The following is a 22,883-nucleotide window of genomic DNA, read 5'->3' on the forward strand; positions in this document are numbered from 1 at the left end:
CATGCTCCGCGACGACGTCGAGCCGGGCGACACCCACACCGCCGGCGAGAACGCCAACACCTCCACGTGACTACCCTGTGTACTCAATCGAATGCTTTGCGTGTCCATCGTGTGGGTCAGCGTGCGGAAGCACTCAACAGCGCAGTCACACACGCCACTTGACCGCGCGAGCGGCCCGCGCGCGCCCTGCATCAGCGCCGCTCGTCACCCCCGGAGCCACTTCTTGAGTTCTGTCCGGCGGGTTATCCGTAAAGCCAGAGCCGAAGGGCTGCGGTAGTCACGGTGCCGTGAAAGACATACGCCCTCTTGTCGAAGCGCGTGGCCACCGCCCGATTCATCCTCAACCGGTTGATCAGTCGCTCGACTTCGTTCCTGCGGGCATAGCGTGCTCGATCGAAGCCGGTGGGCCTGCCGCCGTTGCTGCCACGGCGCCTACGGTGGGCCCGCTGGTCACGGCGTTCGGGGATGGTGTGCTGATCTGCCGACGCCGTAGGTAACGGCGGTTTCGGCGTGACGAGTACGCTTTGTCGCCGCTCACATGGTCCGGTCGGCTGCGCGGACGGCCACCGGTCGGCCGGGGCACGCGAATGCGTTCCAGGACCGGGATCATCTGCGGGGCATCGCCCCACTGCCCGGGGGTGAGCAGCATGGCCAACGGCCGCCGTCCGCCCTCACCCGCCAAGTGAATCTTTGCCGTCAGACCGCCACGTGAACGGCCGAGGGCTTCATCCGGACGGTGCTCGGCGGGCCGGGCACGCCTGCCAGATTTCCGCGGCGCCTGCTTGCGTGCGCCGACGGCGTGCTGATGAGCACGGCACACAGTGGAGTCCACACTCACCATGGACCAGTCGATATGGCGTTCCGCGTCGGCATCAGCTTGGACAACACGGAAAAGCCTCTCCCAAGTGCCGTCTGCGGACCAGCGCCGGTGCCGGTCATAGCAGGTCTGCCAGCTTCCGAACCTCCTTGGAATATCCCGCCACAGGATACCGGTCCGTATGCGGAACAAGATCCCGTTGATGACCTGCCGGTGGTCCTTCCACCGTCCGCCCCGACCAGCGTTCATCGGTAAGTGCGGCTCCAGCTGCATCCATTCAGAGTCGCTCAGATCACCCCGTCCCACGCGACCTTGAACGATTGACAGCCTGGCTCGTCATCGACCCATCAGACAGGCCCTAGGAACTGCTGTCGACAGGCCGGCCCGTGGCCACCGATCGCTCGAAGTCACGTCAACCACATGCTGACGTGGCCAGGCGGCCTTGCCGGCCCGGCAGGGGATGCCCGCCTGGGTCAAGGCGCCGATGATGCCGTGGGATCGGGCGGCCTTGATGTCGTGAACGGCGCCGGGCCGGGCAGCTGAGGCCCGGAGCAACTCAGCAGGGGCTGCGTCGGCTTCATGCGTCTCAGGCAGGCACCCAGTGCGACCGTGAGAGCGGCAACGCCGTAGGCCCATGCCTGCAAAGGGAACCCGGGCAACAGCCGCCCGGCGAGGTAGAGAACTGTGCCGGCCACGGTGACGGCGAGCCACTCCCAGCGGCCGTCCAGGGCTGCGAGGGCGATGACGAGCAGGGAGTACCAGGGGTAGTTGGGTGAGAACACCAGCAGCGCCGTGCCGGTCACCAGGAGGGCACCACTCCAGGGACGTGCCGGGTCTCCGCGCCACCATATGAACAGGGCCGTCAGCGCGAGCAGGACAACAGCGGCGATTCCGGCGGCCGAGTCCGGCAGGACCAGCCGAAGCAGGGCGAAGCGGCGTACGTCGCCGGGTTCGTAGCCCTCTTCGTTCAGGTAGCCGGGGAGATAGCCGAGGACGCTGGTGCCGGAGGCCAGGACGTAGGGCAGGTAGGCGAGCGCGACCGCGCCGAGGGCAGCCGCCGCCACACTCCCGATGCGTCGCGCGCTGCGCTGTCCGGACAGGGCGCCGGGCAGCGCCAGCACGGGCAGCAGTTTGACCGCGACGGCCGCGCCGAGCAGGGCTCCACGACGCGCCCCGGAAGTGGCGGTGCCCAGTGCCAGCACGGTGAGCAGGACGCCGAGGGTGTCGACGTGGGCGTTGTTGACGGCTTCGAAGGGGACGGCCGGGCACCAGCCCCACAGTGCGGCCCGGGCTGGGGCTCGTTGCGGGTCGCCGCGTCGCCGCAGGACAGCGAGCAGGGCGACGGTGGTGCCGAACGCCAGTACCGCTCCGCCCACTTGGAGCGGCTTGTGACGAGTACCCGGTGGCGAGAGGACGTGAACGGCGAGGAACCAGCCCTCCGCGACGGGCGGGTAGATCGTCGGCACGCCGGGCCGGTTGATGCGGACGCACGCGCCGCTGTCGGTGCGCCTCAGCCCCCAGCCGTCGCAGGCTCCGCCGGCGGGAAACAGCCACTCGTCCCGCAGACGGGCGAGTTGGGGGGCGGCCGGCGGGTGGGCGTAGGGGGAGATACCGGCCGCCTGCACGCGGCCGTCCCAGGCGTAGCGGTACATGTCGTCGCTGGTGCGGGGCGGTGCCGCCAGGCCGGACAGTGCGACGGCGGCGGAGCCCGCGAGCACCAGGAAGGTCGCGGCGCGCGCGGGGAGTTTGCGCACGGCCCAGACCCCGGCGGCGAACAGGGCCCAGGCTATGGCGTATCCCACGAGCAGGCGGCCCGGGTCGCTCTGGTTGTCGCCGACGTGGAGCGTGCCGATGACAACTGCGCCGAGTGCGACGAGCACCGCCACGACCAGGGCGGTACGCGTACGGCCGACGCGGCGGTTCACCGGCTCTGCGGGGTGGTCGGGCAATGGCTCCGCAGGCCGGGGAGCCGACGTACGCGTGGGGGCGCTGTCGGTCATGAGTGGTGCGGCCTTTCGGTGTTCGAGGGCTGCGCGTCGGGGTGATTCGCGCGCCGGCGGCGTAGTTCCGCGAACGGGCGTCCTTCGCACGTCCACCTGCCGGTCGGGGTCCAGCCGGCGGAGTCTGCGGCGTTCAGGAGCGCGGTGGTGCCGAGCCTGGCCCAGGGAAAGGGCCGCCCGTGGTGGCCGTGGGCGTCCTCGACGCGCACGGTGAGGCGCTGGTCCACGTCCTGCGGGACGGCTTCGGCCAGCAGGACCCCACCGGGGGCGACGAGTTCACGCATGCGGCGGAGCAGGGCGACGGGATCGCCGCCGATGCCGATGTTGCCGTCCATCAGCAGCACGGTGCCCCAGCGGCCCTCGCCCGGGAGGCGGTCAAAGGCCGAGCGCCGGATGGCGGCGCCACCACTGCGCCGGGTGCGCTTCACGGCGTCCCGGCTGAGGTCCACGCCCAACGCCGGTACGCCGCGGGCGGCCAGTGCGGCCACCATGCGTCCCGGCCCGCAACCCACGTCCAGGACGGAGCCCGTACATCGGCGCAGCACGCTGGTGTCCGCCGCGTCGGGAGGTGCACACCAGCGCTCCACGTCCAGCGGCAGCATGTGCTCCTCGCCGAAGCCCTCGGGGTGATCGGGCTGTGCCAGGCGGCGCAGGAACAGCGGGCCGCGCCCGGTGCGCAGAGCGTGGGCATAGGGATCGTCGATCCACGGTGCGCCCGGTTCCACGGACACGGCGGGGCGAACGGGGAGCGTCGCCATGCGCTTCCTGGCCCTGACCACCGTCGGGTTCTCCGCCCGGGGCTCCGCCACGGCCGGTTCCGGCCGCTCGGCCACGGCGGAGTCGATGCCGACCACCGTCCCGCTCATCGGACCACCTCTGCCATCGAGTTGAGGACGGCGGCGAAGCGGGAGCCGCGCGCACAGAAGGCGGCGACCGCGGCGGCGTCGGTTGCGGTGTCCACGTCGCGCAGTACCGGCAGGTCGGTCACGGCCAGTCCTGCCTCGGCCAGGCGGATGCGCTGGATCGCGCCCGTACGGTCCGTCGACATCGGCACCCCACGGACCAAGGCACCGGCCCGGGCGGGATCGGCGAGGCCGAGCGCCCAGAACCCGCCGTCCGCAGCCGGACCGAACCAGGCGTCACGGCCGTCCCGGCCGACTCCGGCGATCATGTCGGCGGTCAGTTGCGGGGTGTCCATGCCGACCAGGAGCGTCGGGCCGTCACAGTGAGCGAAGGCGGCGACGATCCGCTCGTCCAGGCCGCCGGGGCTCTGGGGTACGACATCGTAGCCGGACGGCAGCCAGGGGCCAGGGGTACCGTCGAGAGCGAGCACGCGACGGCGTGCGGGGGCTTGCAGCAGGGTGCGGAGCGTGTCAGTGAGGGCAGCCTCGGCCAGAGTGGCCGCTTCCTGGGGCGTGTAGGGCGGGGTGAGCCGGGTCTTGACGCGGCCGGGCACGGGCTCCTTGGCGATCACCAGCAGAGTCACCGGAGGCAGGGCGTTCATCGTCCGCCTCCCCGCACGCCGGCGACGGCGGTCGTAGTGGCGGGCGTCTCGGCGAGCACGGCACGCATGTCGTGCACCGCCTGCCAGGTACCCCGCCAGGTACCGGTGACCTTGGAACGGCCGGTGCGCGGGTGATACGGCACCTCCGTCTCGCGCACCCGCCAGCCGGCATCGGCGCCGCGCACCACCATCTGCAGCGGGTACCCGGAGCGCCGGTCGGTCAGGTCCAGGGCGAGCAGAGCCTCGCGGCGGACGGCGCGCATCGGGCCGAGGTCGTGCAGACGCACCCCGGTGCGCCTGCGGATGAGCCGGGCCAACTCCAGGTTGGCCAGGCGCGCGTGCACAGGCCACGCCCTGGGGGACGTGGGGCGCCGCCGGCCCAGCACCAGATCGGCGGTGCCGCCCAGCACGGGTGCGGCGATGTCCGGCAGCAGGGCGGGGTCGAGGGAGGCGTCGCAGTCGCAGAAGCAGACGACGTCGGCCGTGGCGGCCGTCAGGCCGGCGTGGCAGGCGGCGCCGAAGCCGCGCACCGGCTCGGTCACCACGTGGGCGCCGAGTGCGCGGGCGATGTCCGCCGAGCCGTCGGTGGAGCCGTTGTCGACCACGATGGCGCGCCAGCCGGGCGGGATCCGGTCGAGCACCCACGGCAGGGCCTCGGCCTCGTCCAGACAGGGCAGCACCACATCGACCCGGGCGGGAGAAGAGGGGGAAGTCTCGATCACCCCACTCACCCTACGAACACAAAAGGGACGTAAGGGACTTGGCGTCCTTACAGATCTCTGACGTCGGCGGCAGTCCTTACGGATCTCTGACGTCCGCCACCACTCCCCCTGACAGCCGAGGGGCGGTGTGAGACTCGATACCGTGAACCGCGTACTCGTCGTGGACGACGACCCGACCGTCTCCGAGGTCGTCGCCGGATACCTGACCCGGGCGGGCTTCGACGTCGTTGTGGCCGCCGACGGCCCCACCGCCGTGGCCAAGGCCACCGCACAGCCGCCGGAACTGGTGGTGCTGGACCTGATGCTGCCCGGCATGGACGGGCTGGAGGTCTGCCGCCGAATCCGCGAGACCGGCCCGCTGCCCGTGATCATGCTGACGGCGCGAGGTGACGAGGAGGACCGCATCCTCGGCCTGGAGGTCGGGGCCGACGACTATGTCACCAAACCTTTCAGCCCGAGGGAGCTGGTCCTGCGGGTGGAGTCGGTGCTGCGCCGTGCGGGAGCGCTGGCGGCGGTGCGGAGCGCACCGTCCGTACCGCGCCTGACCGGACTACGGGCCGGACCGCTCGCTGTGGACCCCACGGCCCGCCGGGCCACCCGCCACGGCCAGGAACTTGCCCTGACCATCAGGGAATTCGATCTACTGGAGTTCCTCCTGCGCAATCCCGGGCGAGCCACCAGCCGGGAGGAACTGATGCGTCGCGTGTGGGGCTGGGAGTTCGGCGACCTGTCCACCGTCACCGTCCACGTACGGCGGCTGCGCGAGAAGATAGAGGACGACCCGGCCCGCCCCCGGCTGATCAACACCGTGTGGGGCGTCGGCTACCGCTTCGATGTACCTGAGGCGAGCGGGGCGGACGATGCTGCGTGACACCTTCCTGATCGCCCTGTACGCCGCGATCGGCGCGGGCGCCGCCGGACTGCTCGGTGTGGCCGCGCTGAGGCTGCTGCGCAACCGCTCGGTCGCGCTGTCGCTGGCCGTGGTCGCCGCCGTCGCCGTGGCGGCGATGCTCGCCGGGACGATGCTCGTGTCGTGGGCGATGCTGCTGTCGGATCACGACCTGTGGGTCGTCACCATGGTGTGCTCCATAGCGGCGATCGTCTCCCTCGCGGTGGCGCTCGTCCTGGGCCGCAGCGTCGTCAGGGGCAGCCGGGCCCTCGCCGAGGCCACCCGCGCCCTCGGTGACGAGGGCCGCTTCACCCCGCCCAGCGCCGCTCCCACGGCTGAACTTGCCCAACTGGTCCGAGAGTTGGACGCGACCAGTGCGAAGCTGGCCGCCTCCAGGGAGCGCGAGCAGGCCTTGGAGGAGTCCCGACGGGAGCTGGTCGCCTGGATCTCCCACGACCTGCGCACCCCGCTCGCCGGGCTGCAGGCGATGACCGAGGCGCTGGAGGACGGCGTGGTCGACGATCCGAGCGTCTACCACGCCCGGATCCGCACAGAGGTCGAGCGGCTCAGCGAGATGGTCGGCGACCTGTTCGAACTCTCCCGCATCCAGGCCGGCGTACTCGCCCTGAACACGGCCCGCATGTCGGTCTACGACCTCGTCGGCGACGCGATCGCGGGTGCCGACGCCCTCGCCAGGGAACACGGCGTACGGATCATCGGCGACGGAGTGGAACCGGTGCCGATCGAGGTCGACGGCCGCGAGATGTCCCGCGTCCTGGCCAACCTTCTCGTCAACGCCATCCACCGCACGCCCACCGACGGAACGGTCGCCGTCTCCGCCCGGGAGGAGGGCGGCAGCGTCGTCGTCTCGGTGACCGACGGCTGCGGCGGCATCCCGTCCGAGGACCTGCCCCGCGTCTTCGACACCGGCTGGCGCGGCACCGACGCCCGCACCCCGCCCGCCGGTGCGGGCCTGGGACTGGCCATCGTGCGGGGCATCGTCGAGGCCCACAGCGGCCGGGCCGCCGTCCACAACGTGCCCGGCGGCTGCCGCTTCGAGGTCCGCCTGCCGACAGCCGCCTGAGTGCGCTTTCCGGTCCGGAGAAGGGCCGTCCCTGTGGAGTACATGGACGGCCCCTCCGGGTTGTCACCGGGGAAGGCTCAGCCGGCCCGCAGCGCAGCCTTCGCAAACTCCGCCATTCCCTCGGCGAAGTCCACCACCGGTTTCCAGCCCAGCTCGTCGCAGAGTCTGCGCGAAGAGGCAGTGATGTGACGGACGTCGCCGAGCCGGTACTCCCCGGTGACGACGGGTGCGTCGCCGCCGTGTGCCGCGGCCAGCGCGGCGGCCATCTCCCCCACCGTGTGCGGCTCGCCGCTGCCGACGTTGTACGCCCGCAATCCACCCTCTGGCAGAGCGGCCAGCCCGTCCATGGCCGCGAGGTTGGCCCCCGCGACGTCCCGCACGTGCACGAAGTCCCGGCGCTGACCGCCGTCCTCGAACACACGAGGTGCCTCACCGCGCGCCAGCGCGGACCGGAACAGGGAGGCGACTCCCGCGTACGGGGTGTCCCGCGGCATACCCGGCCCGTACACGTTGTGGTAGCGGAGCGATGCCACCCGGGCACCGGTCGCCCGTGCCCATGCCGCGGCCAGATGCTCCTGCGCGAGCTTGGTGGCCGCGTAGACGTTGCGCGGATCGGTCGGCGCCTCCTCCCCCACCAGCCCGGCGGACAGGGGCTCGCCACAGTGTGGGCACGGCGGTTCGAAACGGCCCGCGTCCAGATCGGCGATCCGTCGCGGCCCCGGCCGCACGACGCCGTGCCGGGCGCACTCGTAGCGGCCCTCTCCGTAGACCACCATGGAACTCGCCAGCACGAGCCGGCGTACCCCGGCCGCAGCCATGCCTGCCAGCAGTACGGCAGTGCCGAGGTCGTTGCAGCCGACGTAGTCGGGCGCGTCCGCGAAGTCCTTGCCGAGCCCGACCATCGCCGCCTGATGGCAGACGGCATCCACGCCCCGCAGAGCGTCCGCCACCGCTCCCCTGTCGCGCACATCCGCGTGGCGCCAGTCGACACCATCAGGAACGGGCGGCGGCGTACGGTGGGCGGCGGGCAGGAGCGCGTCGAGCACGCGTACCTCGTGCCCGGCGCCGGTGAAAGCGCTGACGATGTGCGAGCCGATGAAGCCCGCACCTCCGGTGACCAGGATCAACATGCTTCGACGCTATGCCTGGGTGCGCGTCTGCGGATGCCGGGGCGCGGATCCGTCAGGGGTTCGTAAGCCTTCCGGACCGGCCGGACGCCGCCACGCTCAGCAGACCGAAGCCCACGGCGAACGCGAACATGGTGAACACGCCGCGGGGCCAGAAGATGTGACTGTCGAGGAACGACCAGCACGCCCCCAGCACCACCACGGCCCCGGGCAGCACCCGGACGCCGTGGCGCCGCAGCAGTACCGTGCCTGCGGCGATTGCGGCGACGGTCAGCGCGTACACCCCTGCCCGGCCCAACTCGTCACCGGTCGAGAACAGCCGCCCCACCGCCTCGTGCACTCCATGGCCCGCGATTGTCCCGGCAGAGATGCCGGCCACCGCGTCCAGCCCCGAGTAGTAGGCCGCGTAACCAAGACACCCGGCCCAGGCGACCACGGTGAGTGCTCCGTCGAGGTCATACGACGGTCTGCCCCACAGCGGCACCAGCAGGCCGAGCGCCAGCAGCGGAAAGGCGGGCAGCAGGGCGACATGCAGCGCCGTCCAATGAGCGGCTGTCGACGCGGTGAGATGCCGCGGGTGGGTCAGGCCCGCCACAGCCAGGAACAGGGGCGGAGCCGTTACGAGGACCACCGTGCGAAGAGTGCGCATGGCGCCACCGTAGGAATGCCCTACGCCAGGCGGGGCCCGTACCGGCGGTGCGTAAGACACCCGTAAGACGCCGCCGTTACGAGGGTGGACGCCGTCGGCTGCGGCGGACCTCCTTCGCCACCACCAGCAGAACCGTGAACGTGGCCACGGCCACCAGGGTCAGCAGCCAGTTGCGCGGGTAGTCGAGCGGCAGCACTGTCGAGTTGGCCCGCGGCCCCGGTCGAAGCAGCACCGGTAGCGCCACCGCGGTAAGGGCACCCCCTACGAGCAGCGCCCCGCGGATGGGCCCCCGCACCCCGCCACGGACCAGCACCAGTCCGACGAGCAGCACCAGCGGCGCGAGAAGCGCGTCGTGCAACACCACCGCCCCGCCGAGCCACTCCAGTACACCCATCAGGTCCTGCTGCCTGTCCAACAGCAAGGAAGCGCCGACACCCATCAGCGCCAGCCCGGCGGCACCGGCCAGCAGTCGCAGCACCTTGACTCTCATGACAGGACCTCCAGTCGGCCGACCCACTTGGTCTGCAGTACGCCCGGACGGTTCGGAGCGATCAGGCGCACCGGGTATCCGTGGTCGGGCGACAGTTCCTCACCGTTCAGCCGCAGTGCGAGCAGGGTCAGCGGGTCCCGGGCGTGCTCGTGACCCATCTCGGAGACCCGGTAACCGCCCCGGGTCTGCAACGACACCACCCGTACCCGCGCGTGGACCGGGGCGCCCGCCCGCTCCAGCAGGTCCACGACGCGCACGCCTGTCCAGTGCGCCGACTTGCTCCAGCCCTCCACGCAGGCGATGGGCAGCTCGACCTCGTGCTGGGGCAGTGCGCGCAGTTCGTCCAACGTCAGTGTGTAGGGCCGCGGTCCTGAGATGGTCAGGCGGTAGCGCTCGGGGTGGATCAGGCCGACCCCGGCCGCGGCGGCGGTCCGGTTGACCGGCAGGCCCTCGGGACCATGGTCAGGGTGGCGGGGTGCGAGGAGAGTCAGGTCCTTCAGCGGGGTGAAGGACTGCCCCACCGTGGTGATGGTGACCGCGCCGACCGCCGCTGCCACCGCGGCGAGCAGGGAGCGCCGATCCGGGGCATCCTCGGCCGGCAGGGACAGCGTGCCCGCCGAGCGACGGCTCCAGTGTGCCGCGATCTCAGGTGCCTTGACCGCGATGTGGAGCACCAGCGCTCCTATCAGCAGCCAGGCCACGGCGTAGTGCACCTCCACGAAGGAGAAGGGCCACGGGTACCACTGGGCGGTGTTCAGCAGGCCGGTCGCCAGCTCGAAGAGGGCGGCCGCGACCAGGACAGCCACCGACACCCGTTCCAGGGCGTGCCGCACCGAGCGCACCGGGGGCCACTCGAACAGGCGGGGATACACCGTCCACAACTTGGCGAGCAGCAACGGGATCGCCGCGATACCGGACGCGACGTGGAGCCCCTGCGTGAACCGGTAGCCCCACACCGGACGGCTGGGTAGCTCGCCCGCGAGCCATCCCGGCGGGTGCTGCATGAAGTGACTGATCAAACCGGTGCAGAAGCACACCGCGAACGCCAGGCCGAGCCACCGCCCGATCGAGGTCGCCGTGCGGGCATCGTGCAGTCGGCCCTTGAACACGGGCGGAAAGAAGCGCGATCTCATGCCTTCCATCCCACCCGGAGGAAGGCCGCCATGGAACGTCCGACCGCCTTACGGAACAGGGACGTCTCCCGGCCACAGGGCACGCCGAACATCCGCGGCACTCCACCCGTCGCCGTCCTGACCACCCGTGTGACAGGCACTTGGCTGTGACAGGCACTTGGCGGAAGCTGGGAACCTGTCCGGCGTCCGCGCTTCGCCATACAGCCGTCACGCCGTCCAGCACCTCGAAGCCTCCACATGAGTCTTCCTGGAACACCTCCTGCGAGGCGGTCGGGCCGGTGCACAGCCTTGCCTGAGCAGGACAGCCGCAGCGCGAGGACGCACACGCGTCGCTGCCCGGCCAGTGCCGGCCACGTAGCCGCGAAGTCGACCTCCGACTCCTCACCCTCAGCTTTCGACCTAGGGAGCGTGCCCTCCAGGAACCGCCGGGCCGCCGTGGCCTCCGACCCAACGGCGCTCCCTCCCGCAGCGGTCCTGACAGCCCGGAACAGGTCAGCGCGTACCCAAGTTGCCGAACTGTCGACTCCAACGGTGGGCACCCGCTCTGGGCGGCCGAATTCCTTTCGAGAGCATGACGTTTCCCGATGAAGTGATCTCGAACCGTGCTGGCGCGGCTAGGGCCTGTCCGGCGGATCTTGTGACCGTCGTGGTGTCGTGTCGTTGGCATGGCCATGAGGCGGGGAGATCTGTCGAACGCGGAGTGGGTCCGGCTGAAGCCGCATCTGCCGAAGTCCGGGAGGCGCGGGGGCCGTTGGGTCAGCCACCGCAGGATCATCAACGGGATCTTGTACCGGCAGCGAACCGGGGTGCCCTGGCGGGATCTGCCCACACGTTTCGGTCCCTGGAAGACCGTGTACGAGCGGCACAGACGCTGGTCGGCGGACGGTACGTGGGACAAGGTCTTCGCGGCCATACTGGCTGACGCCGACGCAGAAGGCCGCATCGACTGGTCGATGGTGAGCGTGGACTCCACCTCCTGCAGGGCCCACCAGCATGCCGCCGGGGCCCGCAGAACAGCGCCCCGAGTGCAGGGAAAGGGTGCACGCGCACGCCCCCGGCAGCACCGCCCCGACGAGGGACTCGGACGCTCACGGGGCGGCCTCACCTGCAAGATCCATCTCGCTGGTGAGGGCGGGCGCCGCCCGCTGGCCATGTTGATAACTCCGGGTCAATGGGGCGACGCCCCGCAACTCATCCCGGTCATGGAACGCATCCGCGTCAGTCGCCTGGGCGGCGGGCATCCGCGCACCCGGCCCGACCACCTCGGCGGCGATAGAGCGTACTCGTCCCGCCGCATCCCACACCATCCCCGAACCGAAGAACCAGCGGGCCAACCGCCAGCGCCGGGGCAGCAGGGGCGGCCGGCCCGCTGGCTTCGACAAGACGATCTACAAGCGCAGGAACGAAGTTGAGCGAACGATCAACGCGTTGAAGAACTTCCGAGCAGTGGCCACGAGGTTCGACAAGAGGGCCTACGTCCTTCACGGCACCGTGATCGTTGCAGCAATTCGCCTGTGGCTTGGCTCGTAGACCAGCCGATGAGCGTGTAAGTACCCAGCATCACCGGACGAGCCCGATGGCCTCAATCTCAATCATCCACTCAGGGTTGGCGAGTGAGGAGACCTCCACGAACGACTCCGCGAGGTGCGGCTTGTCCGGGAAGTGTTCTGCGCGCAACTTCGCGAAGATGTCCTGCTGTGCGATGTCCGTGACGAACACGGTCGCCTTGACTACCTCGGCGAGGCTGGAGCCCGCGTTGGTCAGGACCGTCGACAGATTCGCGAGCGCCTGACGGGCTTGCCTCTCGAAGTCCCCCGCGCCGACCGTGGCTCCCTGGGCATCAATCGGCGCCTGCCCTGAGGTGAAGACCAAGTTCCCGACCCGGACGCCGAGCGAGATACCGGCCGACTCGTACCAGTCGGGTTCCGCGGAGACGCGCACGCGCTCGGCGGCAGGCTGTGTGACGGACATACTGCTGACACTCCCTCAAAACTTCACACACGGAGCCGGGCAGCTGTGATCACCCGACCTGATCGACAGCTACGAGACCCTGAGATTCATTCCCGAGGGCCTGCCTGCTCGCCTCGGCACAGCTCGGGTGACAGCCCCCCTACGCGAGCACGCCACGTCCCAGGCATGAACCGCCGGACAGGCCCTAGCGTGCTGGGCATGACGAACGCGGAGATCCGGGGTGCCGTGCTTTGCAGACCGTGGCCTTACGGAAGCGGGCACGGCCCTTCAACTTGGCAGTCCCGCGACCCGTCGGACAGGCCCTAGGGAAGCCGCAACTGAGCGGCAGTCATGCTCAACTTAACGTTGCACTTCACGACTTACACAGGGGCGCAGGGTTGCCGTCCCTCGCTGTCATGACGCAAGAACTCAAGGGAGCCGGCATCTCCCGCAGCACGGTCTACGACGCCTTCTCCAGCACGCGCCTCCCCTCATGGCAGGTTGTTGACGCACTAGTTGAGGTGTTGGGCACCAGGCACCCCCGGACGGCTCCTGAAGAGGAGCAACCCCGCTTCTACGACCTGTGGATCGGCGCAGTGAGCGAAGAGGACGAAGAGCAGGACGACGACCTACACGCTCTGGCGGCTGCCGGAAGCACCGCAATCGTGAGCGCTATGGCCACCGAGGCGTGGAAGTCCCTGCGTGAAAGTTCGCGGGCCGTTCTCACGAGACGGAACAGTGACCGCATATGGCTACGCGTCCCGTTCGAGCTCAAGGCAGATGCCAAGAAACATGGAGCTCGCTGGGGAAACACCTCAACTCGACGCCCCGCTGCTATCCCCCGTGCAGCAGGGCGTTGGATTCCCGACGCGACAAGACAATCGCCTGTCACACTCAAGAACCAATGGCGTCTATCGCAACCCGTAGACCTCGCGCGCCACAAAACGGCATGTACGAAGCAGGACAGCGCCAACACGAGATCGAGCGGCACATCAGGAAGTGGAAGAACCGCGCCGCCGCCTCGACCACCCCCGAAGGCAAGCCCGCGGCCGAAGCCAAGGTGCGCCAGTGGCAGCAGAAGAAGGCAAGCGGCGCGTTCAGGCTTCCGGGCTCATCCCGGCCCACGCGATCAGTTGGCCGGTCCACTGAGGCATCGGGATGGGCTCCGAGGGCGAGCGTGTCGTCCTGGGCACAAGGGCTGGGCGCCCGCGGCATGGCATATGGCATCAAGGGGGACGCCACTGCGGCCGAGCCCGACTCAGTACGCGACAGAACCCCCGACTGAGGACAGCCAGCGGGGGGTCTGTATCGGCTTTTCTGTCACACGGGAATCACGAACCCCATCGACGCACCGGGACCACAAGGTTCCCACCTGCGCAAACAGCGTCACCCTGGACCACATGGACGTCAGAAGACGGTTCAGACTACCTGTGCCATGTGGTACCCAGTGAGGGACCCAGGATCAGGACCGGGGCGTCTTCTGGCCCGTCAAAGCGGTATTGCAGGGTGTTCGGTGGTGTCTCGCTCACCCGCCCGACCCTCTCATCTGTCACGAAAGCCCCTATGAGCGGGGTGCTGGCTGTAGCTGTCTGACCAGGTGGAAGACCTCTCGGGCCGCGTAGCGATTGAGGCATCGGACGATTTCGCGCCGGGCTGACATCGCACAGCGCGGCGAAGGACGCCTCACTGTCCAGGCGTTCCGGGTTGTGGCCCCCAACGTGATCCGAGTGGCCTGCAGCACCGACTCCTCGCCGACCTCCTCGCGACTGCTCGCGTCGGCGAACCGCGTGCGGGCTTTCACGGCCGACGCCTTCGTGAGTTTGTACATCCTGGCGATCTGCACCGGCCTGTCGCCTGCTTCGGCCCGCGCACAGGCCCGTCCGCTCAGTACGGCGCGCGCCGCGTTCTGGGCATCGAGCGGGTCCGATTTGCCGCGTCGGCGGCGATCCGCTCGGTCCATCCAGTTCACGTCAATCACGTCCACACCCTGGGCCAGGAGGTTGCGGGACAGGCGGCGTACTGGACATGGTCGATACTTCGGTCAGAAAAGTCATGAGTCGGACCCCGGACCCGCATGCACGCCCATGCCACCTCCGAGCAGCCCCACTTCACACCGGACGCCGGCTGACCGAGACCGATCCCGCTGCCGGGCCGAAAGCGTGGTCGACCCGGCGCCGACGCCGCGTGGGGTCGCAGGCGGCGGGGCTCGTCAAGAGGGTGTCTGCCCGGCGCTCGCCACCCGTACGTCGGTGCAGTTCGCCGCTCAGTTCCCCGCCGACATGGCCGAGCGGGCGTACTCGGTGGGCGTCCGGCCGTAGTGCTTCTTGAACGCGCGGATGAAGTGGCTGCTGTCCGCGAACTGCCAGTGGGCAGCGAGTTCGGAGACGCTCAGCCGACCGGAGGGCACGGTGAGGGCGAGCCGGGCCTCTTCCAGCCGTCGCCGGCGGATGTAGGCGGTCACCGGCTCTCCTGTTGCGGCGAACGCCCGCTGCAGGTTGCGTACGGAGACGTTGAGTTCACGGGCCAGCATCGTCCCGGACAGTTCGGGGTCGGCAAGGTGGCTGTCCGCGAGGTCTTTTGCGGCCTGTGCGAGCGCGGGAGCCAGCTGGGGTTCCGCGTCGTCGACCCGCTGCCTCGCCACCGCCTTGGCCAGCTCGATGAGTGTGCTGTGGGCCGCATGCACTCCCGCCGGCCCGAGGCCGGCGACTGTTTCGTAGATCATGTTCGAGTGGGCCACCAGCAGGCGCACCTCGGCGCAGTCCGACGGCCCGCTGATGCCCTGCCGCTGACCGAGCAGTGGTGTGAGCAGGGTGGCGGGCAGGACGAGGACCTTCGCCGTCGTGTCCGGCGGCGTCTCGAAGTGCAGGGGCCGTCCGATGTGGCGGAGCAGGAACTGCCCGGCCGTCACGGTCTGTTCGCTGCGGGCGAGCGGGGCACCCAACGTCCATGCGCCGCGCTGCACGACGTACATCCGTACCTGATCCTCGACGCCGTCGAGGGGCCCCTCGGTGCGGATCGGCGAGGCGCCGTGCAGATCGGTGATCGCCACGTCGCCCACCTTGGCGGCGCGACTCTTGACCCGGAAATCACGGACCGTGGCCGGACTGAAGGTCGGCAGCGGGAAGCCGTCGCCGATCTCCGTCTCCCAGCCGCTGCGGAAGGCGTCGAACGGTCGCGGCGCGGTGTCCGGGAGTGCGGAATCCGCGGAGGACGCCACGCCTGCCCCGTAGGCTTTCGCTCCCGTGCTGTTCATCGACGGTCGCCCCCCTCCGCGTTCGTCGCTCCGACGCCGCCTGGCGCCGATGTTCTGCCCGGATGGCGCCATGGTTCAAGCCGGTGCTGTGCCGATCTTCCTAGGCTTCGAAGGCAGGGACAACCCCCGTTCGAGCCCGGTGCAAACCCAGGAGGAGACGCTTGTGCGCCAACACGATTCCGCCCCGGTGGCCGTCATCACGGGCGCCGGTACCGGCATCGGCATCGGCATCGGAGCCGCGACCGCGCTCCGATTCGCCGTCGACGGGTACACCGTGGTGCTCGTCGGACACACTGAGCCGCCCCTCCAGCAGATCACCCGGGAAGGCACGGGGGATGCGGAGATACGTCCCTGGGCTGCGGACGCCCGGGGCGCTCGGCCACCTGACCGAGGCCGCCACCCGTGCCGACATCGAACACGCCCTCAAAGCCGCCGCCGCGAGCCAGGTCGTCCTCGATTCCCACGGTCCAGCGGTGCGCCAACCGTGTGATCACCCGACTGCCCACCGTCAGGACTCCTACCAGCCGCATCTTCACGGCTCACGACCTCACGACCTGTCGGGGCCATCCCGAGAGAGGCGGTACGGCATGAACGAGCAAGCATCGAATGCGGAGCGCATGCGGTTCTTCGTCGAGCAGGTGCAGGAGAAGGGGCGGCTCGAGCTGATCGACGAGCTCGTGCGTTCCGACTTCCGAAATCACACGGTGGAGCCGGGGCAGAGGGCGGACCGGGAGGGGGTGCGCGAGACCGTGGCGGCCATGCACGAGGCGTTCTCGGAACTGCGCGTCGAGGTCCTGCACTGCGTCGGCGACGGAGACCTGGTGGCCACCCACAAGGTCTTCCGAGGGCGGCACACGGGCGCGTGGTTCGGTGTCCCGCCCTCAGGCAACCCGGTCGAATTCAGGGTGATGGACATGGTCGGCTACCGCAACGGGCAACTGGCCGAGCACTGGGCAGTCGCCGACGCGCTGAGCCTGTTGCGCCAGACCGGCGCCCTCACTTGACCCAGGACATCCCGCCCCGGGCCGTCCCGGCTTGTTCGATCCTTTCGCCCGCTCAGACGCGCGGCTGACAACATCGTTTGATGCATGAGGAGTTGGAGTTCTCCGATGGCTGAGGAAAAGTTCACGGGCAAGGTCGTCATCGTCACCGGCGGTGGATCGGGCATAGGCGCGGCCACCGCTCACCGCTTCGTCGCCGAAGGCGCCACGGTGGTGATCATCGGCCGGACGCAGGCGAAGCTGGACAAAGTGGTGTCCGACGCGCCAACGGGCTCGACACTGACCGCCCGGGTCGGCGACGTCTCGAACGAGGAGGAGATCACCAGGCTGGTGGACGCCGTGGCCCATGACCACGGCCGGTTGGACACTTTGGTCAACAACGCTGCGACGTGCGAGCCGCTGGGGTCCGTGTCCGTCATCGACGCGACCGGCTGGCGACGGGTCATGGCCACCGATCTCGACGGAGTCTTCTTCGCGTCCAGGGCCGCACTTCCGCATCTGCGTGCCGTGGGCGGCAGCATCGTCAATGTCGGATCCGCATCCGGCCTCGGCGGTGACTGGGGCCTGGCCGCCTACGACGCCGCCAAAGGCGCGGTGACCAACCTGACCAACGCGATGGCACTCGACCACGGCGCGGAAGGCGTGCGGGTGAACGCCGTCCACCCCAGCATGATCTCCACTGACATGACTGCGGGGTTCCTGCAGAACGACGAGATCGTCGCCGCTGCGCTCAACCGTGTACCGATGCAACGCTTCGGCGATCCTGCCGAGGCGGCTTCCGTCATCACCTTTCTGGCCAGTTCGGCCGCGAGTTTCGTGAACGGGGCCCACATCCGCGTCGATGGTGGCCTCGGTGCCTCGAACGGCAATCCGCACATCGCATGACGCCGCGACGTGCGGGGCCGATCGCCGCGGTCGTCAGCGCAGGCGCCAGGCAAGATCGGCCCCCAGCTCGAGGCCGGGCAGCCGCAGGAATCAGAAGCGTTCCTCCCGCCTCTCGGCCCTGTCCGGTGGCCTGGACTTGTTCTGCGCTCGGGGTGCTGGCGAAGAAGAGTGTGCGCGGCCGAGCCATCTGTCCTTCGGTGAACCGGCGGATGCCACCACGGCGGTGGATGCTCTCGGCGTGATGCTGAGAGAGGCTGCTGTGGGTGTGGGCTCGGCGCGGCTTTGGATCAGGGAGGTGGCCGCGGCGATGAGGGCCATGGCGATGGCCAGGGCGAAGACGACGACCAAGCCGTCGTGGAAGGGCCGGGAGATCAGGTGGGGGAAGAACTCGCGCCCGGTCAGGTTGGCCGCGTCGGCCCGTGGCAGGTGGCCGAGGATGGCTGGGCCGAGGAGCTGCTGGACGGGGTTGTAGCCGAGGAAGGCGGCGAACAGGACTCCTACCGGCGGCAGCGTGGCGACGGTGTGAGCGGCTGGGGCGGGCACGTGCTGGGCGGTGAGCCCGGAGCTGAGGGTGTGCGGCAGTGAGCCGGCGAGTCCGGCGACCATCAGGGAGAAGAAGACGCCCATGGACAGTACCGTGCCGGCGTTCTGGAAGGTGGCGCGCATGCCGGACGCTGCGCCGCGGGCGTCCGGCGGAACGCTGGACATGATGATCGAGGTGTTCGGGGCGGCGAACAGCCCGTTTCCGAGGCCGTTGAGGAGGACCAGGGCTGCGAAGAAGCCGTAGGGGAAGTCGGTGGGCAGCAGGAGTAGCCCGGCGAAGGAGGCGGCCGTCACGATGCATCCGGCGACGGCGAACGGCCGGGCGCCCCATCTGTCCGACAGTGCTCCGGATACCGGTCCGGCCGCGAGGAAGCCGATGGTGAGGGGCAGCAGGTAGATGCCGGCCCACAGCGGGGTGCGGGCGTAGTCGTAGCCGTGGAGGGGCAGCCAGATGCCCTGCAGCCAGATGATGAGCATGAACTGCAGTCCGCCGCGGGCGATCGCGCTCAGCAGGGTGGCCGCGTTGCCGCCGGTGAAGGCGGCGTTGCGGAACAGCCGCAGCGGGAACATCGGTTCGGCGACTTTCATCTCCACGATGCGGAAGACGGCCAGGGTCAGCGTGCCGCCGACGAGGCCGGCGAGCACCCAGGGGTCGGTCCAGCCCATGGTGTGTCCGCCGTAGGGCTGGATGCCGTAGGTGATGGAGGCCAGCAGCGCGGTCAGGCCGGCGGCGAAGGTGAGGTTGCCCCACCAGTCGATGCGTCCCGGGGTGCGCGTGCCCGTCTCGTGCAGCGACTTGTACGCCCACACGGTGCCGATCAGTCCGATCGGCACGTTGACCCAGAAGATGGCCCGCCAGTTCCACTCCACGAGCGCGCCGCCGAGGACCAGGCCGATGAACGTGCCGGCGATACCGGCGACCATGTTCACGCCGAGCGCCATGCCGCGCTGCCGGGCGGGGAAGGCGTCGGTGAGGATGGCGGTCGAGTTGGCCATCAGCATCGCACCGCCGACGGCCTGCACGATCCGCCACCCGATCAGCCACAGCGCACCGGCCGAGCCGTGCAGCGGATCGGCGGAGAGGATCACCGAGGTGACGGTGAAGATGACGAATCCCGCGTTGTAGATGCGTACCCGGCTCCGCATGTCGCCGAGCCGGCCGAGGGTCACGACCAGCACGGCGGTGACCAGCAGATAGCCCATCAGCATCCACAGCAGGTAGCTGACGTTGCCCGGCCGCAGCGGGTCGAGACGGATGCCGCTGAAGATACCGGGCAGCGAGATCAGCACGATCGAGCCGTTGATGGTCGCGATCAGCACGCCGAGCGTGGTGTTGGTCAGCGCCACCCATTTGTAGCGGGGGTGGTCGGTGCCGATCCAGGCACGGCGACCGCGGGGCCGGACGCCGGGGGCGGTGCCCGTAGGGCAGGGGGTTCGGTCGGGGATCACCGGCTGCCCTCCCTCCTTGCCTCCTGTGGGAGCTGCGGGTCAGTTCACGGTTGCCGGACTGAGCGCGGGTGTGGCCGCGAAGGCGGCCCACGATGTGCGGTCGACGACCAGGCGGCGCAGCGTGCGCACCTGGCGCGGGGCGTTCCAGCCCAGTACGCCGACCACCCTCCCGTGGTGCCCGTAGGCGGCGGCGAAGGGGCCGTTCGACGGGTCGCCGTAGAGGATCCGCATCTCCGCGTCCGGCGGGAAGATCCCGTACGCCTGGATCCTGGTGTCGTACTGGTCGGTCCAGAAGTAGGGCACGGGAGCGAACGGAGTGGCGTCGCCCAGCAGGTTGCCGGCCGCGGCCATGGCCTGTCCGACGGCGTTCATCTTGTGCTCCAGCCGCATGCGGGTGCCGAAGTGGGCGTTGGGCCAGGAGGCGACGTCGCCGGCGGCGTAGATCCCGGGTGCCGCCCGGCAGTACGCGTCGCATTCCACTCCGTCTCCCAACGGCAGGCCCGAACCTTCCAGCCAGCCGGTGGCGGGCGCGGCGCCGAGGGCGAGGACGACGACGTCGGCCGGCAGCGTGGTGCCGTCGCCGAGATCCACTCCGGTCACCCGGCCGCCTGCGCCACGCAGCCTGCGCACCGGCACTCCGCAGCGCAGGCGGGTTCCGTGGCTCCGGTGCAACTCGGCGACGAGCGCACCGATCCGGTCCCCGAACGGGCGCCGCACCGGGACCGGCTCCGGCTCGACCATGGTCACCTCCAGGCCCATGGTCCGTGCGGCCGCGGCGACTTCGGTGCCGAGGAATCCGGCTCCTACGACGACCACCCGGGGCCCGGATCGCAGCGCGGCGCGCAGGGCGATCGCGTCGTCGAGCGTGCGCAGGACGTGGACTGCGGCCAGATCGCTGTCGGGCAGGCGCCGGGGAGCCACACCGGTGGCGATGACCAGCGCGTCGAAGCCGATGTTCTCGCCGCCTGCCAGGCGTACCCGGTGGCCGGGGACGTCGAGGGCGGCGACGTACTGTCCGAGCCGCAGGTCGGCCTCCAGCCGGGCGAGATCCTGTCGGGAGCGCAGGGTGGCGCGTTCGGGCTCCCAGGCGCCGGTCAGGATCTGCTTGGACAGCGGCGGCCGGTCGTACGGCGGACGGGACTCCTCACCGATCAGCGTGAGGGTGCCGTCCCAGCCTCGCCGACGGAGGGTCTCGGCCGTGGTCAGGCCGGCGGCCGAGGCTCCCACGACGACGATCCGGTTCACTGTTCGCCCTCCTGTTCCTCCAGCCAGATCGCCTGGGCCGGGCAGAGGATGACGGCCTGCCGGACGTCGTCCGCGAGGCCCTCAGGCGGGTTCTCGGCGCGCAGGACGACGATGCCGTCCTCCTCGCGCTGGTCGAACACCTCCGGTGCGCTCAGCACGCACTGGCCGGAGGCCACACACTTGTTCTGGTCGACGATCACCTTCATCGGATTCTCCTTTCAGGGGGCGGCACTTGGCCGCGCTCACCAGGTGACGGGCAGTGCGCCGGTCACCAGGTGACGGGCAGTTCGTAGACGCCGTAGACGTTCCCGTCGTGCTTGAACGGGATCTCGTCGAGATCCACGGCGAGCTTCAACGTGGGGATGCGGCGGTAGAGGGTGCTGTAGACGACCTGCAGCTCCACCCGGGCCAGCGGCTGGCCCAGGCACTGGTGGACGCCGAAGCCGAAGGCCACGTGGTGGCGGGGGTTGCGGTCGACGTCCAGCTCGTCGGGGTCGGGGAAGGCCTCGGGATCGCGGTTGGCGACGTCGTTGGCGAGGACGACACCTTCGCCGGCGCGGATGGTCACGCCGCCGACCTCGATGTCCTCCCGGGCCACCCGGCGCCGACCGCTGTGCACGATGGTGAGGTGGCGCAGGAGTTCCTCGACCGCCGAGGCGACCACCTTCGGATCGGCGCTCCCGCGCAACCGGTCCAGCTGGTCCGGGTTCTGCAGCAGGGCCAGGGTGCCCAGCGCGATCATGTTGGCGGTGGTCTCGTGCCCGGCGGTCAGCAGCAGCATCCCCATGCTGGCCGCTTGATGCCGGGAGAGTTCACCGGCCCTGACCCGCGCGGCCAGCGTGGAGAGCACGTCGTCGGCCGGGTGGGCGAGTTTGACGCCGATCTGCCGGTCCAGGTAGTCGAGCAGCTGCTGTGTGGCCACCCGAGCCTGCTCCACGGTGCTGGTTCTCCTGACCAGGATCCTGCTGTTGGCCTGGAAGAAGTCGTGGTCGGCATACGGGACGCCGAGCAGCTCGCAGATCACCAGCGACGGCACCGGCAACGCGAACGCCTCGACCAGGTCCACCGGCCTGGGCCCGGCGAGCATGGTGTCGATCAGGCCGTCGACGATCTGCTCAATCGCTGGCCGCAGCGCCTCCACCTGCCTGATGGAGAAGGACGCGGTCACCATTCGGCGAAGCCGGGCGTGCTCCGGATCATCCATGTTGATGAAGGTCCGCGACTGCCTCCGGCGCTCCTTTTGGGCCGGGCTCAGATGGGGGTAGTGCGGGCGGTCGCTCTCCGAGCTGATCCGCGGATCGGCCAGCAGAGCCCGTACGTCGTCGTAGCGGGTGACCAGCCACGGGGTGCTGCCGTCCCACAGCCGCACCCGGCTGATCGGAGCCTGGTCCTGCAGAATGTGCAGGTCCGGCGGCGGATCGAAGGGGCAGCGGGCAGCGCGGGCCATGGGGTAGTCCGGTACCTGCGCCGACGGCACATCGGTGCCGGATGCCGAGAAGGTGTTCATGGTTCTCCGCCCTTTCCGAAGTCGGATATGGGGGCAGTGCCGGGACCGGGCCCCGGCGCGCGCGGGGCGCGACGGAGCAGATCCCGTCTGCGGGAGGAGACACCGAAGAGCGCGGCCAGGAGGCTCAGGAGGGCGATTCGCCGCCGGAAACACTTGGTCGCGAGGCGGCTTGCACCATCCGGCGCACGACGGGCAGGGCCGTGCGCATGGCCTCGCCCAACACCCGCACGTCCTGCTCGGGCAACGCGGCCAGCATGTCGGCCACCCGGGCACACTGCGCGCGCCGGCGCTCGGCCATCACCTCTCGCCCGGCTTCCGTGATGGCAACCAGGCGGACCCGCCCGTCCCCGGGATGGCCCACTCGAGTGGCCAGACCCTGGTCTTCCAGCCGCTGCACCAGAGCGGTCATCGACGGTTGGGCGATGCCCTCCGCCGCCGCCAGCACGGTCAGCCGGATCGGGCCTTCCCGCTCCAGCCGGCTGAGCGTCGCGGCGGTGGTCAGACTCATGCTCTGCCGCTCCGACAGAAGGTGCCTGACCATCCCGGTGGCCAGCTCGTTCAACGCCGCCGCCACCTCCTGGAGACCCTCTTCGGGTGTCTCATCCATACCTCCACCCATACCACCTTCTATATAG

General features: G+C 69.9%; 20 protein-coding genes and 3 pseudogenes. 6 read left to right on the forward strand and 17 right to left on the reverse strand.

The annotated features are described in order from the left end of the window. Positions 1-242: 242 nt before the first annotated feature. From AQI95_RS45120 to AQI95_RS24070, 6 genes and pseudogenes are all read right to left on the reverse strand, one after another. A protein-coding gene (locus tag AQI95_RS45120; RefSeq protein ID WP_425264896.1) for an IS5 family transposase occupies positions 243-1,123 on the reverse strand; the annotation gives its coding sequence in 2 pieces (ribosomal slippage) (positions 243-475 and positions 475-1,123; 882 coding nt in all). Positions 1,124-1,263: 140 nt separating this feature from the next. Continuing rightward, positions 1,264-1,372 (reverse strand): annotated as a pseudogene (locus AQI95_RS49125) (IS5/IS1182 family transposase); the annotation flags it as partial. A 5-nt stretch (positions 1,373-1,377) separates the two neighbouring features. Then, a pseudogene (locus AQI95_RS50165) lies at positions 1,378-2,817 on the reverse strand (glycosyltransferase family 87 protein); the annotation flags it as partial. Continuing rightward, a complete protein-coding gene (locus AQI95_RS24060; RefSeq protein ID WP_067127323.1) occupies positions 2,814-3,683 on the reverse strand; it encodes a class I SAM-dependent methyltransferase in 870 nt (289 codons plus the stop codon). The pseudogene AQI95_RS50165 and the gene AQI95_RS24060, both read right to left, overlap by 4 nt. Further along, positions 3,680-4,321: a TIGR04282 family arsenosugar biosynthesis glycosyltransferase gene (locus tag AQI95_RS24065; RefSeq protein WP_067127326.1), complete on the reverse strand. Its 642-nt coding sequence runs from the start codon at positions 4,319-4,321 to the stop codon at positions 3,680-3,682. The genes AQI95_RS24060 and AQI95_RS24065 overlap by 4 nt, the downstream gene beginning before the upstream one ends. Further along, a complete protein-coding gene (locus AQI95_RS24070; protein WP_067127328.1) occupies positions 4,318-5,043 on the reverse strand; it encodes a glycosyltransferase family 2 protein in 726 nt (241 codons plus the stop codon). Before AQI95_RS24070 ends, AQI95_RS24065 begins: the two co-directional genes overlap by 4 nt. Before the next feature lie 142 nt (positions 5,044-5,185). Here AQI95_RS24070 and AQI95_RS24075 point away from each other — a divergent pair, with 142 nt between their 5' ends. Together AQI95_RS24075 and AQI95_RS24080 are read left to right on the forward strand one after the other, a co-directional pair. Next, a complete protein-coding gene (locus AQI95_RS24075; RefSeq protein WP_067127561.1) occupies positions 5,186-5,914 on the forward strand; it encodes a response regulator transcription factor in 729 nt (242 codons plus the stop codon). Further along, the gene (locus AQI95_RS24080) at positions 5,904-7,016 is read left to right on the forward strand and encodes a sensor histidine kinase (protein ID WP_107121719.1); all 1,113 of its coding nucleotides are present in this window, start codon (positions 5,904-5,906) and stop codon (positions 7,014-7,016) included. The genes AQI95_RS24075 and AQI95_RS24080 overlap by 11 nt, the downstream gene beginning before the upstream one ends. A 77-nt stretch (positions 7,017-7,093) precedes the next feature. Here the strand turns inward: AQI95_RS24080 and AQI95_RS24085 are convergent, their stop codons facing one another. The 4 genes from AQI95_RS24085 to AQI95_RS24100 form a co-directional block, all read right to left on the reverse strand. Then, on the reverse strand, positions 7,094-8,146 hold the full coding sequence (locus AQI95_RS24085; RefSeq protein WP_067127331.1) for an NAD-dependent epimerase/dehydratase family protein: 1,053 nt from the start codon (positions 8,144-8,146) through the stop codon (positions 7,094-7,096). A gap of 52 nt (positions 8,147-8,198) precedes the next feature. Next, positions 8,199-8,792, reverse strand: coding sequence for a hypothetical protein (locus tag AQI95_RS24090; RefSeq protein WP_067127334.1), 594 nt, complete (start codon positions 8,790-8,792; stop codon positions 8,199-8,201). A gap of 76 nt (positions 8,793-8,868) precedes the next feature. Then, on the reverse strand, positions 8,869-9,282 hold the full coding sequence (locus tag AQI95_RS24095; protein WP_067127337.1) for a hypothetical protein: 414 nt from the start codon (positions 9,280-9,282) through the stop codon (positions 8,869-8,871). Continuing rightward, positions 9,279-10,415 (reverse strand): molybdopterin-dependent oxidoreductase, encoded by a 1,137-nt coding sequence (locus AQI95_RS24100; protein ID WP_425264897.1) that lies wholly within the window; start codon positions 10,413-10,415, stop codon positions 9,279-9,281. The genes AQI95_RS24095 and AQI95_RS24100 overlap by 4 nt, the downstream gene beginning before the upstream one ends. A 671-nt stretch (positions 10,416-11,086) precedes the next feature. Between AQI95_RS24100 and AQI95_RS45125 the strand changes: the two are divergent. Continuing rightward, positions 11,087-11,945, forward strand: a pseudogene (locus AQI95_RS45125) (IS5 family transposase). Between the two features lie 30 nt (positions 11,946-11,975). Here the strand turns inward: AQI95_RS45125 and AQI95_RS24105 are convergent. Next, positions 11,976-12,386, reverse strand: a complete 411-nt coding sequence (locus AQI95_RS24105) for a RidA family protein (protein WP_067127343.1) — start codon at positions 12,384-12,386, stop codon at positions 11,976-11,978. Between the two features lie 883 nt (positions 12,387-13,269). Between AQI95_RS24105 and AQI95_RS50390 the strand changes: the two genes are divergently transcribed. Then, positions 13,270-13,650, forward strand: a complete 381-nt coding sequence (locus AQI95_RS50390) for a phage minor capsid protein (protein WP_482255586.1) — start codon at positions 13,270-13,272, stop codon at positions 13,648-13,650. 978 nt (positions 13,651-14,628) lie between these two features. Here AQI95_RS50390 and AQI95_RS49135 read toward each other — a convergent pair. After that, positions 14,629-15,618 carry a helix-turn-helix domain-containing protein gene (locus AQI95_RS49135; protein ID WP_244188828.1) on the reverse strand — a complete coding sequence of 330 codons (990 nt, stop codon included), beginning with the start codon at positions 15,616-15,618 and terminating at the stop codon, positions 14,629-14,631. A gap of 587 nt (positions 15,619-16,205) precedes the next feature. Here AQI95_RS49135 and AQI95_RS24115 point away from each other — a divergent pair. Then, positions 16,206-16,622 (forward strand): ester cyclase, encoded by a 417-nt coding sequence (locus AQI95_RS24115; protein WP_067127346.1) that lies wholly within the window; start codon positions 16,206-16,208, stop codon positions 16,620-16,622. 105 nt (positions 16,623-16,727) lie between these two features. Continuing rightward, the gene (gene budC / locus AQI95_RS24120) at positions 16,728-17,504 is read left to right on the forward strand and encodes a meso-2,3-butanediol dehydrogenase (RefSeq protein ID WP_067127349.1); all 777 of its coding nucleotides are present in this window, start codon (positions 16,728-16,730) and stop codon (positions 17,502-17,504) included. Between the two features lie 90 nt (positions 17,505-17,594). On the opposite strand, the gene AQI95_RS24125 is transcribed toward budC, so the two are convergent. The 5 genes from AQI95_RS24125 to AQI95_RS24145 form a co-directional block, all read right to left on the reverse strand. After that, positions 17,595-19,424, reverse strand: coding sequence for an MFS transporter (locus AQI95_RS24125; RefSeq protein ID WP_208614251.1), 1,830 nt, complete (start codon positions 19,422-19,424; stop codon positions 17,595-17,597). A 111-nt stretch (positions 19,425-19,535) separates the two neighbouring features. Further along, a complete protein-coding gene (locus AQI95_RS24130; protein ID WP_067127352.1) occupies positions 19,536-20,741 on the reverse strand; it encodes an NAD(P)/FAD-dependent oxidoreductase in 1,206 nt (401 codons plus the stop codon). Continuing rightward, positions 20,738-20,947, reverse strand: a complete 210-nt coding sequence (locus AQI95_RS24135) for a ferredoxin (RefSeq protein ID WP_067127356.1) — start codon at positions 20,945-20,947, stop codon at positions 20,738-20,740. The genes AQI95_RS24130 and AQI95_RS24135 overlap by 4 nt, the downstream gene beginning before the upstream one ends. Positions 20,948-21,009: 62 nt before the next feature. Beyond that, positions 21,010-22,248, reverse strand: coding sequence for a cytochrome P450 (locus AQI95_RS24140; RefSeq protein WP_067127359.1), 1,239 nt, complete (start codon positions 22,246-22,248; stop codon positions 21,010-21,012). A gap of 124 nt (positions 22,249-22,372) precedes the next feature. Beyond that, positions 22,373-22,855, reverse strand: coding sequence for a MarR family winged helix-turn-helix transcriptional regulator (locus AQI95_RS24145; RefSeq protein ID WP_067127362.1), 483 nt, complete (start codon positions 22,853-22,855; stop codon positions 22,373-22,375). Positions 22,856-22,883 lie beyond the last annotated feature (28 nt).

The sequence above is a fragment of the Streptomyces yokosukanensis genome, from assembly GCF_001514035.1.
GTDB classification, from domain to species: Bacteria; Actinomycetota; Actinomycetes; order Streptomycetales; family Streptomycetaceae; genus Streptomyces; species Streptomyces yokosukanensis.

Coding starts and splice junctions, on each gene's coding strand:
- AQI95_RS24060 (WP_067127323.1), bottom strand. CDS start 3,683: ATGAGCGGGACGGTGGTCGGCATCGACTCCGCCGTGGCCGAGCGGCCG.
- AQI95_RS24065 (WP_067127326.1), bottom strand. CDS start 4,321: ATGAACGCCCTGCCTCCGGTGACTCTGCTGGTGATCGCCAAGGAGCCC.
- AQI95_RS24080 (WP_107121719.1), top strand. CDS start 5,904: ATGCTGCGTGACACCTTCCTGATCGCCCTGTACGCCGCGATCGGCGCG.
- AQI95_RS24085 (WP_067127331.1), bottom strand. CDS start 8,146: ATGTTGATCCTGGTCACCGGAGGTGCGGGCTTCATCGGCTCGCACATC.
- AQI95_RS24090 (WP_067127334.1), bottom strand. CDS start 8,792: ATGCGCACTCTTCGCACGGTGGTCCTCGTAACGGCTCCGCCCCTGTTC.
- AQI95_RS24095 (WP_067127337.1), bottom strand. CDS start 9,282: ATGAGAGTCAAGGTGCTGCGACTGCTGGCCGGTGCCGCCGGGCTGGCG.
- AQI95_RS24100 (WP_425264897.1), bottom strand. CDS start 10,415: ATGAGATCGCGCTTCTTTCCGCCCGTGTTCAAGGGCCGACTGCACGAT.
- AQI95_RS24105 (WP_067127343.1), bottom strand. CDS start 12,386: ATGTCCGTCACACAGCCTGCCGCCGAGCGCGTGCGCGTCTCCGCGGAA.
- AQI95_RS50390 (WP_482255586.1), top strand. CDS start 13,270: ATGGCGTCTATCGCAACCCGTAGACCTCGCGCGCCACAAAACGGCATG.
- AQI95_RS49135 (WP_244188828.1), bottom strand. CDS start 15,618: ATGAACAGCACGGGAGCGAAAGCCTACGGGGCAGGCGTGGCGTCCTCC.
- AQI95_RS24115 (WP_067127346.1), top strand. CDS start 16,206: ATGAACGAGCAAGCATCGAATGCGGAGCGCATGCGGTTCTTCGTCGAG.
- budC (WP_067127349.1), top strand. CDS start 16,728: ATGGCTGAGGAAAAGTTCACGGGCAAGGTCGTCATCGTCACCGGCGGT.
- AQI95_RS24135 (WP_067127356.1), bottom strand. CDS start 20,947: ATGAAGGTGATCGTCGACCAGAACAAGTGTGTGGCCTCCGGCCAGTGC.
- AQI95_RS24140 (WP_067127359.1), bottom strand. CDS start 22,248: ATGAACACCTTCTCGGCATCCGGCACCGATGTGCCGTCGGCGCAGGTA.
- AQI95_RS24145 (WP_067127362.1), bottom strand. CDS start 22,855: ATGGATGAGACACCCGAAGAGGGTCTCCAGGAGGTGGCGGCGGCGTTG.